Origin of the sequence: Metabacillus endolithicus (assembly GCF_023078335.1) — a bacterium.
GTDB lineage: Bacteria > Bacillota > Bacilli > Bacillales > Bacillaceae > Metabacillus > Metabacillus endolithicus.
The window spans coordinates 4,778,125-4,794,144 of the sequence record NZ_CP095550.1; the positions used below are offsets into that span (position 1 = coordinate 4,778,125).

General features: G+C 33.0%; 14 protein-coding genes and 4 pseudogenes. 14 read left to right on the top strand and 4 right to left on the bottom strand.

Annotated elements, in window-relative coordinates:
• Positions 1–74: 74 nt before the first annotated feature.
• The 10 genes and pseudogenes from MVE64_RS27600 (at position 75) to MVE64_RS24255 (ending at position 9,192) form a co-directional block, all read left to right on the top strand.
• Entirely contained in the window at positions 75–701 is a 627-nt protein-coding gene (locus MVE64_RS27600) for an MFS transporter (protein ID WP_281730416.1), read from the top strand.
• Complete coding sequence (locus tag MVE64_RS27605; protein WP_281730417.1) at positions 698–1,315, top strand: MFS transporter; 618 nt, start codon at positions 698–700, stop codon at positions 1,313–1,315. The genes MVE64_RS27600 and MVE64_RS27605 overlap by 4 nt, the downstream gene beginning before the upstream one ends.
• 235 nt (positions 1,316–1,550) lie before the next feature.
• Positions 1,551–2,539, top strand: a pseudogene (locus MVE64_RS24215) (beta-ketoacyl-ACP synthase III).
• A gap of 52 nt (positions 2,540–2,591) precedes the next feature.
• Positions 2,592–3,671 (top strand): annotated as a pseudogene (locus MVE64_RS24220) (ATP-grasp domain-containing protein); the annotation flags it as partial.
• Entirely contained in the window at positions 3,668–4,660 is a 993-nt protein-coding gene (locus tag MVE64_RS24225; RefSeq protein ID WP_247341861.1) for an NAD-dependent epimerase/dehydratase family protein, read from the top strand. The pseudogene MVE64_RS24220 and the gene MVE64_RS24225, both read left to right, overlap by 4 nt.
• A pseudogene (locus MVE64_RS27975) lies at positions 4,650–5,501 on the top strand (MBL fold metallo-hydrolase). The gene MVE64_RS24225 and the pseudogene MVE64_RS27975 overlap by 11 nt, the downstream one beginning before the upstream one ends.
• A pseudogene (locus MVE64_RS24240) lies at positions 5,494–6,827 on the top strand (F390 synthetase-related protein). The pseudogenes MVE64_RS27975 and MVE64_RS24240 overlap by 8 nt, the downstream one beginning before the upstream one ends.
• Positions 6,811–7,095 carry a hypothetical protein gene (locus tag MVE64_RS24245; protein WP_247341869.1) on the top strand — a complete coding sequence of 95 codons (285 nt, stop codon included), beginning with the start codon at positions 6,811–6,813 and terminating at the stop codon, positions 7,093–7,095. The pseudogene MVE64_RS24240 and the gene MVE64_RS24245 overlap by 17 nt, the downstream one beginning before the upstream one ends.
• A 55-nt stretch (positions 7,096–7,150) precedes the next feature.
• Entirely contained in the window at positions 7,151–7,945 is a 795-nt protein-coding gene (locus tag MVE64_RS24250; RefSeq protein WP_247341871.1) for a hypothetical protein, read from the top strand.
• 95 nt (positions 7,946–8,040) lie between these two features.
• A complete protein-coding gene (locus MVE64_RS24255; RefSeq protein ID WP_247341873.1) occupies positions 8,041–9,192 on the top strand; it encodes a glycosyl hydrolase family 18 protein in 1,152 nt (383 codons plus the stop codon).
• Between the two features lie 65 nt (positions 9,193–9,257).
• On the opposite strand, the gene MVE64_RS24260 is transcribed toward MVE64_RS24255, so the two are convergent.
• Positions 9,258–9,401: a hypothetical protein gene (locus MVE64_RS24260; RefSeq protein ID WP_247341876.1), complete on the bottom strand. Its 144-nt coding sequence runs from the start codon at positions 9,399–9,401 to the stop codon at positions 9,258–9,260.
• Positions 9,402–9,564: 163 nt separating this feature from the next.
• Positions 9,565–9,732: a Fur-regulated basic protein FbpA gene (locus tag MVE64_RS24265; RefSeq protein WP_247341878.1), complete on the bottom strand. Its 168-nt coding sequence runs from the start codon at positions 9,730–9,732 to the stop codon at positions 9,565–9,567.
• Positions 9,733–9,949: 217 nt separating this feature from the next.
• On the opposite strand from MVE64_RS24265, the gene MVE64_RS24270 reads away from it, so the two are divergent.
• Together MVE64_RS24270 and MVE64_RS24275 are read left to right on the top strand one after the other, a co-directional pair.
• Positions 9,950–10,501 (top strand): cache domain-containing protein, encoded by a 552-nt coding sequence (locus MVE64_RS24270; RefSeq protein WP_247341881.1) that lies wholly within the window; start codon positions 9,950–9,952, stop codon positions 10,499–10,501.
• Entirely contained in the window at positions 10,494–11,933 is a 1,440-nt protein-coding gene (locus tag MVE64_RS24275; protein WP_247341884.1) for a methyl-accepting chemotaxis protein, read from the top strand. Before MVE64_RS24270 ends, MVE64_RS24275 begins: the two co-directional genes overlap by 8 nt.
• A gap of 112 nt (positions 11,934–12,045) precedes the next feature.
• Here MVE64_RS24275 and MVE64_RS24280 read toward each other — a convergent pair whose 3' ends face one another.
• On the bottom strand, positions 12,046–12,810 hold the full coding sequence (locus MVE64_RS24280) for a YhfC family intramembrane metalloprotease (RefSeq protein ID WP_247341886.1): 765 nt from the start codon (positions 12,808–12,810) through the stop codon (positions 12,046–12,048).
• Between the two features lie 193 nt (positions 12,811–13,003).
• On the opposite strand from MVE64_RS24280, the gene MVE64_RS24285 reads away from it, so the two are divergent.
• Positions 13,004–13,801 (top strand): rhamnogalacturonan acetylesterase, encoded by a 798-nt coding sequence (locus tag MVE64_RS24285; RefSeq protein ID WP_247341889.1) that lies wholly within the window; start codon positions 13,004–13,006, stop codon positions 13,799–13,801.
• A 233-nt stretch (positions 13,802–14,034) separates the two neighbouring features.
• A complete protein-coding gene (locus MVE64_RS24290; protein WP_247341892.1) occupies positions 14,035–15,594 on the top strand; it encodes a fatty acid--CoA ligase in 1,560 nt (519 codons plus the stop codon).
• Between the two features lie 57 nt (positions 15,595–15,651).
• Here the strand turns inward: MVE64_RS24290 and MVE64_RS24295 are convergent, their stop codons facing one another.
• Positions 15,652–15,969, bottom strand: coding sequence for a hypothetical protein (locus MVE64_RS24295; protein WP_247341894.1), 318 nt, complete (start codon positions 15,967–15,969; stop codon positions 15,652–15,654).
• Positions 15,970–16,020: the final 51 nt, after the last annotated feature.

The following is a 16,020-nucleotide window of genomic DNA, read 5'->3' on the forward strand; positions in this document are numbered from 1 at the left end:
TATTTCACTTTTTAGTTATTGTGTTTCAGGTTTAAATTAATAATAACAGATAATTGTGAATGGGGGATGTGCGTGTGATTGAACTACTTAAAGATAAAACCTATTTAAGGTATTGGTTCTCAGTTATTGTGTCATTTTTAGGGGATGCAATGACGGTAACAACTGTTTTATACCTAGTTGGTACAACGGTGGAAAACCCTTTGTTAATCGGGTTTGTTTTTGTTGCGCAATTACTTCCTGCTGTAATTCTTGGGCCATTAGTAGGGCCTTTAATAGATAAATATTCAAGTAGGAAAATAATGATTTATTCGGATGTTTTTCGATGCTTCACGGTGTTATGTATGATTTTATTCGTTGATAAACCACTCGTTTTGATTTGTCTCACTCTATTACAAGGGATAGGTACAGCGTTTTTTGAACCAGCGAGAATGGCATCTATACCAATAATAGTTGGAATAAATCGTATACCAAGTGGTATAGCTTTATTTCAAACAACGGTTGCTGTCATCAAATTAGTAGGACCTGTACTCGCTGGCTTATTATTAGCTTTTCAATCACCAAGTTTAGTATTTGTACTTGATGCATCATCCTATATCATTTCTGGATGTTTAATATTCAGCTTGAAAATATTAAAAGCTCAAAAAAAGAATATAACACAAATTCATATTTTAATAGTCTTTGGTACGGGGTTAAGGAGATGATCAAAACTCCAATTCTATTATTTATGATACTATTGTTGTTCCCGGTCCTGATTGGTTATGGTATGTTTTTAACAAATTATAAAGCTGTATTGCTTCAATATTTTCAAGTATCTAATATAGAGTTCGGTATTTTAGAAGGGATATTTGCATTTGGAACGGTAATCGGGGCAATTGTAGGTTCTTATGCCATGAAAAAAATTGTTCATTATCAATTACTATATATTGCAATGGGAACACTTGGTCTAGGTGTTGTCAGTGTTTATGGCATTATAAAATTAGATGTAATGTTTAGTCAGTCTGTCTTCTTCATACTGGGGGGATGGAGTTTTATTACAGGCTTAGCCAATGCTTTATTGATGATCCCGACAAGTTCGATCTTTCTACTTAATTTACCTGAGGCTATTAGGGGAAGAGGAACGGCCATTTTTTATTCTATTTTCAATTTGTTTTTATTAGGCGGTACCCTTCTTGGGGGCCTTATTGCAAGTTCAATTAATATCCTGCTTGCATTGATCCTATCTGGAGGGATTCTACTTATCACAACCATCTCCTATCCAATATATAAAAATACAACATTTATGAGGAAGGTAAAAAATACAGCTATTTCAAGGTGAATTTTATAAATGTATACAAAGAATATGTAATGTTAATTCTTTTTCTATTACTGAAAACGCTAGATGATTACCTTTAACCGGAATAGAGCTAAAGGTTATTTTAATTTTTTTGAAAAATATTTCTTAATGTTATCGAACATATATTTTCCATTTTTAAGAAAAGAGGTAAAATGACATAAGATATTATTCCTAGATCATACAAAAAGTAAGTTTTAAATAATGAGGTGCAGCCATAATGAACCGTAAAGTGAAAATAGTTGGCATGGGTTCGTATTTACCAAAAAGATTAATAGAGTCAACAGAAATTGATAAAATGATTGGCGCAGAGTCCGGTTGGTCAGAGAAAAAATCAGGAGTTAAACAACGCTATTTTGTAAGTGATGAAACTGCTACATATATGGGGGCAAAGGCGGCTAATAAAGCGGTTGAGAATGCTGGTCTTTGTCTTTCTGACATTGATTGTATTATTAGTGCAAGCGGGACAAATGAGCAGGCTATTCCTTGTAATGCTTCATTAATACAAAAGCATTTAGGACTTCAAAGCTCTGGAATTCCTTGTTTTGATGTTAATTCAACCTGTTTAAGTTTTGTGTCTGCACTCGATATGGTGTCATATGCTGTAGATGCTGGTAAATATGAAAAAGTATTAATTGTCTCTTCTGAAATTTCTTCAGTTGGACTAAATTGGAAACAACGTGAGAGTAGTATATTATTTGGTGATGGAGCAGTAGCGGTGGTTTTATCAGCTGCTAACAATACTTCCAAAATTTTGAGCTCACATATGGAAACATATAGTGAGGGAGCTCATTTATCAGAAATAAGGGGTGGAGGAACAAAGCTTCATCCACGTATTTATAGTGAACAAACAGCTGAAGAGTTTTTATTTGATATGGACGGAAGAGCTATTTTTAAATTATCGTATAAGCTTTTACCAGATTTTTTGGATCGATTATTTAAAGGGACTGGTTTAACGATTGCAGATATTAATATGGTTATTCCTCATCAAGCAAGCGCATCTGCTATGAAGATTATTCGAAAAAAACTAGGTGTAAAAGAAGAACGATTTATGAACATTATTGATCGTTATGGGAACATGATTGCAGCATCCATTCCACTAGCGCTTCATGAAGCGGTAATTCAAGGTCGTATTAAAAGAGGTGATACTATTTTACTGTTAGGGACTTCGGCAGGCTTTCAATTGGAGGTATTTTACTTGAATACTAGAAAAAGAGTTTTAGTAACCGGTGCCAGAGCCCCGGTTGCGCTCCATTTGTGTCGGCTAATGAGGGAGGCAGGGTTCGAAGTTTATGCAACTGATTGTATTTCATATCCATTAACAAAGATTTCTAATAGTATAAAAAAATTCATCTTAACTCCTTCACCAAAGAAAGATACAAAAAATTTTATAAAGTCCATAATCAACATAATTGAGCAACAAAAAATTACATTGATCATTCCAACATCTGAAGAAATTTTTTATATTTCTAGATATAGAGATAAGCTGACCCCATTTTGTAATGTGTTTGTTGATGACTTTGATAAAATAAAACTTCTACATAATAAATATGAGTTTATTCAACTTGTGAAGGACTTGGGCTTTGAAGTGCCAAAAACAGCTTTGCTATCAAATCATGTAAATTTAGTTCAATTCGAAGACGAATCTGCTCTTTTAAAAAAGGTCTATTCGAGATTTTCTGAATCCATAATTTTTCTACAATCTGTTGGTCAAATACCTAACCATATAAAAAGGGATGGAAGTTGGCTTGTACAAGAAAAAATTAAGGGCAAGCAATATTGCTCATATACGGTTGCCAAAGATGGAAAAGTACTTGCTCATTCTACTTACAAAAGTGAATTCACAGCAGGTTTAGGTGCAACTCTCTCATTCAAACATGAATACAGACCTGATATAGAACAGTTTTCACGTGATGTGGTTGAAAAACTTAATTTCTCAGGACAGATATCTTTTGACTTTATCATACATGAAAATGGAGTCGCCTTTCCGATAGAATGTAACCCTAGAGCGACAAGTGGTCTCCATTTATTTGATAAGGAATTGGCTTATATATTCACAGCTGCAAAATCAATTCTTTATCCTGGGGAGGATAGAAAAGAAGCAATAAAGTTGGCCGTTTTTTTATTTGGATGGAAAAATGTAAAAAGTATAACACAACTTAGGAAATGGTTAGAGGTATTTATCTCATATAAGGATATTACGTTGAAAAGAAATGATCTTGGTCCGTACTTTTATCAAATAATTAGTTTATATAAGATGTGGAAGGAAAGCAGGAGAAATCAAGTTTCACTTATGGAACAATCCACCTTTGATATAAGTTGGGATGGTGAAAAAATTTGAATGTTTTAGTAACCGGAGCTACTGGTTTTTTAGGGGGAAAAGTAGCACTTCATCTTGCTTCAATTGGATACAATGTAACAGGGACCGGACGAAACCAATTAGTAGGGGACACTCTTTCAAATTCTGGGATTCAATTTAAAGCATGTAACTTGGAAAATCGTGAAGACATCATGATGTTGTGTAAAAATCAACACTTTGTTATTCATTGTGGAGCGCTGTCATCTCCATGGGGTAAATATCGAGACTTTTATAAAGCGAATGTTATTGGCACAAAAAATGTAATTGACGGTTGTAAAAAGTGGAATGTTAGTCGGTTGGTTCATGTTTCAACACCAAGTTTATATTTTCACTATGACGAACGTAAAGATGTGAAAGAAAATGATATTTTACCGAAAAAATTCGTCAACAATTACGCAAAAACTAAATTTCTTGCTGAAAAAGAAGTAGACCAGGCTTTTATAGAAGGATTACCAACCATAACGATAAGACCTAGAGCTTTATTTGGTCCTGGTGATCAGGCTATATTTCCAAGACTAATAAAGGTATGTGAAAAGGGGTTGTTTCCTAAAGTTGGGTCTGGAGATGTTGTCATTGATATGACTTATATAGATAATGCTGTAGATGCAATTCATTTATGTATGAACTCTGGGCCGGAAACATTGGGGCAAAAATATAATATTACAAATGATGAAAGAGTTCATCTGTATTCTATGATTGATACAGTAATGAAACAACTAGGCAGGTCCTTTTCTTATAAACAGATTTCATATAAAAAAGCTTTTCATTTAGCAACATCTCTTGAGTATGTATCGAAACTTCTTCTTTTTGGAAGAGAGCCGCTACTCACGAGGTATACAGTAAGTGTTTTATCTCAATCTCAAACACTTTCAATTGAAAAGGCAAAGAGTGAATTAGGATATAAGCCGGGGGTTTCTGTTAAAGATGGGACGAAGGAATTTGTAGATTGGTGGAAGTTAAATGTTCATTAACATGGTAAAGATTTTTGCTTGTGGATATTGTACACATCCAGAAAAAATTGTGAATCCAAAACAATCATTAAAGCCAATAAAATTTCCAGCCACAGTTGCTTTATTAGAGCATCCAACACATGGCTATATCTTATTTGACACAGGATATGCTTCCTATTTTTTAGAAGCTACTAGGTCATTTCCCTATTCCATTTACGCAAATTTAACACCTGTTTTCTTCTCAGAAGAACGATCGATTAAAAATCAATTAAAGAAACAAGGCATAGATCACAATGACATTAACATGATTATTCTTTCTCATTTCCACGGAGATCATGTTGGTGGATTAAAGGATTTCCCAAACGCAAAAATTTTAACTTTTAAAAAAGCATATAACCACATCAAAAAACTAAGCAAGCTGAGAGCTTTAACAAAAGGCTGCTTGCTTGATTTACTTCCTCAAGATTTTACTGAGAGAGTTTCTTATATTGATGAAGGCCCCTTTACTAACATTAAGTGAAAGTTATCATCCATTCATGGAAGGTTATGATGTGTTTCGAGATGATTCTATCATTGCTGTTGACTTAACAGGACATGCAGTGGGACAGCTTGGAATATTTGTGAATCTGAGTAGTGGGAAAAAAATCTTTCTTTGTGCTGATGCTGTTTGGCAAAGTACTGCTTTTGAAAAGATGATTTTCCCTCATCGCATGCCCATTTATTAATTGAAGATATTGACGCTTATAAAAAGAATATTAAAAAGTTACATCTTTTATTTAAGCAAAATCATCATATTGAAATATTGCCAACTCACTGTCAAAAAACATGGGAGATTGCAAAAGAGGGTATTATTTATGAATAAATCACTTTTACTCAAACAGTATTTTCTTACAAAGTATGGTAGGAGGTTTACTACTCGGGAAAAATTGCTTGCTTTTCATGACAAAAAAATGAAAAATCATATAACATTTGTTTTAAAGCATTCTACCTTTTATAAAGAACTCTATAAAGATGTACTGAACAATCATAACTGGAAATCTCTTCCCATCATCACAAAATCTGATATGATGGACTCTTTTAATGAGTTAAATACCGTCGGAATTAAGAAAGAAAAAGCTTTTCAGTTAGCTTTTGATGCGGAAGAAACTAGGGATTTTTCACCTAGAATAGGAAATGTTTCAATAGGTCTTTCTTCTGGAACAAGCGGAAATCGAGGCTTATTTCTAGTAAGCAGCAGGGAAGAGGCAATGTGGCTGGCACGGTTCTTGCGAAGATGTTACCGAGCAGTATTTTCAGAGAACATAAGGTTGCCTTTTTTCTCAGGGCAAATAGTAATCTTTATGAATCTACAGAAAGCGGAAAAATCAGCTTTCATTATTTTGATCTGTTAGATTCCTTTCCTAAGCATATTGAAAGATTAAATCAGCTTAAACCTTCAATTATTATTGCACCTCCTTCGATGTTAAGAATGATTGCCACTTGGAAGGATAAACAGATTATTAGTATTTCTCCAGAAAAAATTATATCGGTAGCAGAAGTATTAGAAGATCTTGATAAATCATATATAGAAAACATTTTCGAGCAAACTCTTCATCAAGTATATCAAGCAACAGAAGGATTTTTAGCTGCTACGTGTTCATATGGAGTTCTTCATATGAATGAGGATTTAATCTCGGTTCAAAAAGAGTATCTTAACAAAGAAAAGGGAATATTTGTACCGATTATTTCAGACTTTACTAGGAAAACGCAACCGATTATTCGATATCGTTTGAATGATATATTAATAGAGAGAAAGACTGCATGTCCCTGTGGGTCGCATTTTTTAGCATTAGAACGGATAGATGGGCGTTGTGATGATCTTTTTTATGGGGAAAATTTATTAACAAATGAAGAAACATGTTTATTTCCAGATTTTATTAGAAAATCTATCATGATCTCATCAAATCAGATTTTAGAATATAAGGTTATACAGCGGGAGTTCAACTTAATAGAGATTAAGTTGAAGGTAGAAAGTGATGAAGAAGCAGTTAAAGACCTTGTTTTAGCTGAGTTGCAAAAATTGTGGAAACATTATCAATTAGTAGTTCCACAGTTTCAATTCACCCCCTATGACATCGTTACTTCGGACAAAAAGTTAAAACGAATTGAAAATAGGATGAAGGTAAAAAGTAATGATTCAATTATATAATGCTGATAATTATCATAAAATCGATTGGTTTTCTAAGCGAAACGGACAGTTTTTAAAAACTTACTTTGAGCCTTTAATAGAATACGAGATTTCCCGTTTTATTGAAAATGTTCATTCGGAAATTTATTTGTTAGAAGTAGATGACCTTCTTTTGCCGGTTTCTGTAACTGACAAACAGTATAAAGATTCATATGTTGCTTCACCTTACACTCATTATATTAGTTATGCAAAAGAAGAGTTATGGGAGCTAAAGAATAAGGAAACTTGAGGTGATCCTTCGCCCTGTTATCGAGATGATGGGGCAGTTTCTTCGAAAGAGTAACATGAATAAAGTTGTTATTGTTAATAATTGGTTTTTATCAACAAATCTATTTGAATCAACTCTGTCTTTTAATCAAATACAGAGAATCACTGAATTTTTAGTGAAGAGGTTCCCTAAACACACTATCTTGTTTCGGTCGATTACAAAGGATCTACATGAAAATATGATGAAATCGTTTGATACAGTTGGATATAAAAGAATAATGTCACGCTCTATCTACCTATTTTATCCTGAACAAAAACTAACGAAACAACAACTAAAAAACCTCTATCAAGATGAAAAACTGATCAAAAAACATCAGTATACAATTAGAGATGCAAGTATAGAAGATTGTGATGTTATATTGCTTTTGTATTCAGAATTATATATACAAAAGTATTCTACTAATAACCCTCAGTTTACAACAGAGTTCATACGTCATGCGTATAAAAGTAAGTTATTAACCTTTAAAGTGGTTTGTAAAGGTGAGCAAATTGTCGGTGCTATAGGATTTTTCATCCAAGGAAAGGTGCTGACGACCCCGATTTTAGGCTATAACATGAAGATGGAGAAAAATACTGGGTTATACAGGGTTCTTTCATTTCTTATTACGAAAGAAATAATGAATAATCATTATATTGGGCATCGTAGTGCTGGGGCAGGAGAATTTAAAAGAAAGCGCGGTTCCACTCAACAGATTGAATATACATTTTTTTATCAAAAACATTTGCCTATGACGTATAAGTGGGGGTGGAATTTGCTCAAAAAGATAATGGATCTTGTTGTCGAACCATTAGCTAAGAAAAAACAATTTTAACCTGTTAAATAACGACTTGCTATAATTACCATCGCTACTTGTAAGAGTTATTTGTTACTATTTTAAAAGAGTTTGCAAAAAAAGGAGTGAATACCTTGAAAAAGCAATATCTTTTACTGATAGTGGCTGTTATCTTGTTTGCAGGAGGATTTTTTTCAGGCGTTCTCTTCTCGAATATAGAACATCAAAAGCTAACTAACGATCAGTCTAAACAAACTGAGAATTTATCTAAATCTACAAAACAACCGATTTCGAAAAAAATTCCAGAAATACAGGAATCCAAACCAAAAGTATTAATAGGCTATGTTCAAGATTTTAGAGATCCAGAAACAATTGATTTTTCTTCACTAACGCACGTTGTATATTCCTTTGCCCATCCGACTAAAGATGGAAGTGTTTTATTGAATGGAGGAACGGAACCAACTAATTTAAAAAAGTTAGTAAAACGTGCACATAATCATAATACAAAGGTGTTACTAGCCGTTGGTGGCTGGTACCATATTGAAGGCGGCGAATCGTATGATTATTTTAAAACGGCCATTTCTTCGGAAACCTCTAGAACTAAATTAATAAATGAACTATTAGCTATAGTGGATAGAGAACAATTAGATGGAATAGACATCGATTTTGAGCATCCACGGTCACAAGAAGATGCCGACCAATTGTTAGAATTTACAAAGCAATTGAGCAATAAATTGCATCAAAAAAAGAAACAACTCACAATCGCTGTCTACTCAAAAATTCACAGTGTAGCAGGTACAGAAATTCAATCAGTTGTATTTCATCCTGAAATGTTTACCTACGTAGATTATGTTAACATTATGGCTTACGATGGCCAATGGGACGGGGAGTACAATGCAGCGAATTTAGCTCCTTATTCATTTATAGAAAACATTGTGAACTATTGGGGAGCACTTTTTGACACTTATAAATTACCACGTGAAAAACTGGTACTGGGTGTTCCTTATTATGCTCAACCTGAAGATCCATCAATTAAACAAATGTCCTTTGAAGCAATTATCGCCACTAATCCTGAATTTGCTCATCAAGATAAAGCTCAAGTAAATGGAACAACATATTATTATAACGGCATTCCCACTATAGAGAAAAAGACCAAGCTTGCTATAGATGAGGAATTTGGAGGTATGATGATATGGGAGATGGGACATGATGCACCTGGTGATTATAGTTTAACAACAGCGATAGCAAAATTATTAGAAAATGAAAAATTATTAGTAGGACAATAATAATATCTTAAACACGTTCATCAAAACAAGATGAACGTGTTTTTACGTATTGGATAGGAAAAAAATTATTGTTTCTCGTGATTTTTTGCTATTTCATCTTTTATACGTTCTTCTTCTTCTTGTACACAAATACGTGTAATTTGTTCAATTAACATATGATTAACATAGTCGCCTTCTTCAATACAAGAGCTTTCTTTATCTTCCTTCATATGTTAGAGCTCCTTTCTCCACAAAATAATATCGAAATATGATTCGGCATTGCCATTATAAAGCCGAGTTTTTCTTTTATCATTTGTATAAAAAAGAAGCTGTATTCAAAAAAACAAAAGACCTTGATTGGCTAAGGTCTTTTTAATGTATAAACATATCTTATTAACAGTAATGGTCCTCAGTGGTTTTGGAATAGAGGATATGCTCTAATTCTTTTTCAGACGCCTCATAAAACTGTCTTCCATCAGGCATTTTAAAAACATTTTGATTCAAAAGAGCAGAAATAATTTCCGCTTTAGTTGTAAAAGTATCTTTTATTGCTTCACACATACATATCACCTCAAAAATTGAAAGCGTTTACAAATTAATATTAAAGAAAAATTCAGGAAATGTCAACCAAATTTATAGGTAGTTTATTAATTATTTTAATTCAAATTTGTATTAATATCTTTTAAAACCTGACGATATAACAGAAGTGAACTGTATAAATACAAATAAGAAATTAAAAAATCAAATAACATCTTTGTAATAGCAGAGGAGTGTTTTAATGAAAAATAAGTTTACCTTTAAAACAATAAAATCAAAGCTGTCCGTTACATTAATCCTGGTTTCAATAATACCATTATTAATAATGAGTTCATTACTTTATTTTATAACAAATCATGCTTTTTCAACTATTATGAATAACAATCAAGTTTCAACAAAGGAATCTATATCCAATCAGTTACAAAACGTCTCAGAAGAGTTATTAAAATTAACAACACTTTATGCAAATAATCAAGAATTAATTGAAGCTTATTATTCAGGAGACCGTGAAAGTTTAGCAGAAGTTGTTGCTCCAATCTATAAGAGAATACAAGATGAGCATTTAGTTGACGTATTTGAATTAGGAAGTGTAGATGGTACAGTTTTTTATAGAGGTCATAATCCTGAAAAGTTTGGTGATGATAAAAGCGATAAAACGGCTATTCAAGAAGGATTAGAAGGAAAGACTTCAACGGGTTTTGAATTTGGTAGTAGTGGCTTAGCCGTCCGTGCGTTTGTTCCTATTGTACATAACAATCAGATTATAGGGACATTGCAAACTGGGCTTGGATAGTCAGGTTATTGAATCAATTACCGAGTCAGTAAAAGGTGTGCAGCTAACGATTATGAATGTAGAAGGAGAAATATTAGTAGGCTCAAATAGAAATGCAATAGGGACAACGTTCCAGGATAATTCAGTTATAAAACAAGTTACTGCTGGAAGAGAAATATCAAAAGAAAATAAACAGTCCGTTGATTTGTACATGCCTTTATATGATCCTACGAAAACAGAAGTAATTGGCATTATAAATTTAAGGCAGGACGTAGCTATATTAAATAAAGTTCAAAATCAAATTCTTATGTATCTACTTCTTATTAGTGTCGGAACTTCTGTAATTGTTATTATCATTGCTTTATTGATGAGCAGAGGGTTTTCCAGACCATTACAGCAAGTAAATATGATTATGGATGAGATATCAAATGGAAATCTTACAAATGAAATTACTAGAAAAGAACGAAATGATGAATTTGGAAAGCTAATCAATTCCGTTCTTGATACTCAATTAAAACTTAGGACTATGATTGAAAACATATTAGCTGTATCTTCTGCTGTTAAAAAGCAGTCAACAATAATGAAGGATTCCTGTGATGAGGTTAATTTGGCAAGTCAGCAAGTTGCTTTAACAATGCAAGAGCTTTCAAGTGGGTCAGAGTCACAAGCAACATCAACTACAAGCTTATCTCAACAAATTGAAGCTCTTTCACAACGGATCTATGAGGCCAATGTTGATGGAGATCTTATTAAAGAATCTACAGTACACGTGAAGAGTCTAACTAATAAAGGTTATGAGCTAATGATTGAATCTATAGATCAAATGAACATGATTAATAAGATTGTTAACGATTCTGTACAAAAAGTTGAAGGATTAGATAGACAAACAAATGAGATTTCTAATTTGATAAACGTGATTCAAGAGATAGCCAACCAGACTAACCTATTGGCATTAAACGCTGCAATCGAAGCAGCAAGAGCAGGGGAGAGCGGGAAAGGATTTGCAGTTGTAGCTGATGAAGTTCGAAAATTATCACAGCAAGTATCGCAGTCCATTTCTGGTATTACCACTATAACCAATAACATTCAATCAGAGTCGAGTAAAGTTGTTACATCCCTAATGACCGGATATGAACAAGTAGTTGAAGGAACAAATCAAATTAAAGAAACCGGAGATAAATTTGAACAGATCAATGCGTCTGTTAACGATATGGTTAACAAAATTCAAGCCATTACTCTAAATCTAAATGAAATAAAAGAAAGCAGTAGTGAAATCAATCATGCCATTGAACATATTGCTTCAATTTCAGAGGAAGCTGCTGCCGGAATTGAACAAACATCAGCTTCAGCAGTTGAAACAACAACTTCAATGGATCATATTTCCTCTCAAGCAGATGGAATTGAAGAACAAGCTGAAAAGCTAGAACTGTTAATTAGGAAGTTTAAAATGTGATAAAAAAGCGCTAACTTGATTCTTGAGAGCTTGACAATCCCAGTTTTTAAAATTTGTCTACAGTCTGAAGTCCTCATTTATTGAGGACTTTTTTATAAATATATAGATATTCTTAAAACCAGTGCTTTGCCTTTTTTATAAAAATAAATGAAAGAAAAGCAATAACAGCTAAATATGCTTCAATAATCCATAATTGAGTTAAATGACCTGTTTGGTAAAAGACAGCTGGGAAATCTACTGCGGCATGTATGAATATGGCAAGCACAACATATGAAAATTTCTTTTTTAAGACGGCGTACAAAACGAGTATAGAAAGGGCAATTTGTAAGAATACCACAAACAAACGTTCTATTATGATATAAAAAGAATCTAACACACTATGGTCCAATACACTGTTACGTAATAGTTCCATTTGGTGACTATTCATTTGACTTCCGATTGTTGCTTCAAATGTTCCAGCATTCATCATAAAAGCAAAAATAATTAAAGGAACAACTGTCAATAAATTAAGAATAACTGCTTCTATTCCTCCCCAGCCTATACCAAACGAAACACCATCTTTATATGATCTATATTTCTTTAATATCCATGTAAACAAAAGAAACCTTCCAAGCTCTTCGAAAACACCTGCAGCCATTCCACCGTATAGACCAAAGAGCCATGGGTGATCTGCATAATTTGGAAATGAAGTAATGACAACAAGATGAAGGAGCTTTTCTAATACTTGTGTTATGACAAAAAATCCAACTCCACCAATAATGATAGGTTTTACAGAGATTCCAATTTTGTTTCTGAAAAAAAGAATGAGTCCTACAAAAAGAATAAAGGAAAATATTACAGGAAAGAACATAGATATAATTGTTAAATTACTAATCATTCAAAACACTCCTTTTATTATTAAAAATGATAATGGTTGTTTTTTTTAAAAAAAGTATTATTATCATTATTAATAATAATAACGTAATGTAAGAATGTCAATCCTTTTAGTAAAATTTATTAAAAGGTTCTTCTTTAACTTAATATTTAGAATGATTTTAGGAAAATTAATAATAAAAGGACCTAAAGAAAGGGTGAGAATCATTAGGTTTTACATAACATTTTCGATAGTAGGTTTAAGCCTATTTTTTATTGTCATAAGTATTATCAAGGGCCATGAAACATTTGCAACTATGAACTTGGATGATGAAGAAAAAATTCACATTTATCTTGTAGGAGATTCAACTGTTTCAACATATAAAAAGAGTTTGTCACCTAGAATGGGGTGGGGCCAGGTTTTAGATGAAATGTTTAATGAGAAGGTTATGATTCATAACGAAGCAGTATCTAAAAGAAGCTCTAAGAGTTTTTACAATGAGGGAAGATTAACAAAAATCGTTAGCCACATACAACAAGGTGATTATCTCTTTATTCAATTCGGACATAACGATGAAAAAGTAAATGATCCAAATCGATACACTGAACCATTTACAACTTATAAGAAATACTTAAAAAAATATATTATAGCCGCAAGGTCAAAAGGTGCTTTCCCAGTACTAATAACTCCGGTTGAGCGTAGGGAATTTTCAACAAATGGACATATAGTTCATACACATGGTGATTACCCAAAAGCAATGAAACAATTAGCTAAGGAAGAAAATGTACCATTAATTGACTTAACATCAAAAAGTAATCGGCTTTTTAGTAAACTCGGAGCTAACAAAACGAAAGAACTCTTTTTATGGCTCCCTCCAAATAAAAACCCACATTTCCCTGAGGGAAAAAAAGATAACACACATTTACAGGAACGAGGTGCTTATATTGTAGCATCTTTAGTAATTGATGGAATAAAAGAACTAAATTTACCTATTAAAGAACACATAGTGAATTAAGAAAAAAAGGTACTGTTTAGAATTTATATTCTAACAGTACTTTTTTCAATTATAGGATAGATAAAGAGATAATGATCATATTCCTTTTCATTTTCTATAGGAAAACTTAACTAACAAAGAAAATCGTTAATAAAATCTCACATTGGGAAAGGAATATTTAAATAAAAAAAGAAATACATATATACGGGTTTGGTTGAAAGCGTTTACTTATATGAAGTGGAGGGATGTAGTATATGTATCTAACAATTGGAAAGCTTTTTGAACAAACTGTTTCAAAGTTTCCTAATAAAGAAGCAATTGTGGATTGCTCACGAAATATTCGTTTTACATTTGAACAGTGGAATGAAGAAGTAAATAAACTTGCTAATGCTCTGTTATCTTTAGGGGTACGAAAAGGAGATCGAATTTCTACTTATTTGTTTAACAGCTATGAATTAGGTACAGTTTATTTTGCTGCTGCAAAGATTGGTGCCATTATTAATCCAATTAATTTTAGGTTAAAAGCAGAGGAGGTTTCATACATCCTTTTAGATGCAGCTCCAAAGGTTGTATTATTTGAACAAGCTCTTGAAGAATCCGTCACGAAAATTCACAAACGATTTCCCTCTATATCTTTTATTCATATTGATGAATCTGTTCCTAGTTATGCTTCTTCTTTTCAAAACATCATAAAAAATTCTCCATCAAATCATCCAGACATCTTTGTTGAAGAAAATGATACGTATGCCATTATGTATACCAGTGGAACGACAGGACGCCCAAAAGGTGTTATGCATCGACATCGTGATATGATAGAACAAAGTTTAATTTGTATAAATGCACTATCCATTACTTCTAAAGATGTGGGTCTTGTTACAGCTCCAATGTTTCATTGTGCAGAGCTTCATTGCAGCTTTTTACCCCGTGTACATGCTGGTGCAACAAACGTTATTATCCATCATTTTGATGCAAAAAGAGTCTTAAAAACAATTGAAGCAGAAGGGGTTACAATGCTGTTTGCAGCTCCTACAATGTGGAATATGCTTCTTCAAGAAGATATTGGACAATATAAATTATCTTCACTCGAGGTTGGATTATATGGTGCAGCACCAATGGCCCCAGCTTTAGTAAAGGCTTGTAAACAAAGTTTAGGAATTGAACTTGTTCAAGCATATGGCATGACAGAGATGGGACCAGCAATTGCGTTCTTAGATAGAGATGAGCAATTATCTAAAGCTGGCTCGGCTGGTAGGGCTTGTTTTAATCATGAAATACGAATTGTAAAACCAAGTGAAGAAGGCCCATCAGATCCAGATAACATCCTTCCAGTAGGTGAGGTCGGTGAAATTATCGTAAAAGGTCCATGTATGATGATAGGATATTTTAACAAAGAGGAAGAAACAGAAAAGGCAATGTATAAAGGGTGGTATCATTCCGGAGACCTTGGGTATTTAGATGAAGATGGTTATTTATTTGTGGCTGACCGAGTTGATGACATGATCATAAGTGGTGGCGAAAATGTATATCCCCGTGAAGTGGAGGACGCTTTGTATGAACATGAGGGGATTTTGGATGTTGCTGTTTTAGGAGAACCTGATGAGTTATGGGGAGAAAGAGTAATTGCAGTTATGGTCAAAAAGAATGAAACAGTAACAGCTGAACAACTTGATCAATTTTTAAAAAGCTCAAATAAACTTGCTCCCTATAAACGACCAAAAAGATATGTGTTTGTTTCTGAATTACCACGGAATGCAAGTGGGAAAATTCAAAAGTTTTTATTAAGGAAATCATTATCACAAAATAAAGTGAAGTAAGTAGAAATTAGAGCCTTTCTGACGGAAGGCTCTAATATTATTTTAACAAGATGATAGTTAAAAGAGGGAAGGTATGATAGTGGATTGTGGGTTAAGTATTATATTACTTTTTTTCTTGAAAGCTTTTTCCGAAACATTTTTGAATACTTTAGAAGATGTATCAACGGTATTACCGATAACATTGTTTCCTGTATCTGAGATTTTTTTGACTATTTTACCTGAAGAATCAACAGTCTTTCCGACAAGACCGCCCTCACCTGAAATCGACTTAACAATTTTTCCAGATGTGTCCACAGTATGATGAACAAATTCATTAGCTTCCTTTGAAATTCCTTTAATCAATCCATCATTTCTTTCATTGTTGTTATTTGTCACTTTTCACATTCCTCCCTTTGTTAAAAAGACTACTGTAAAGGGTATGTTAGG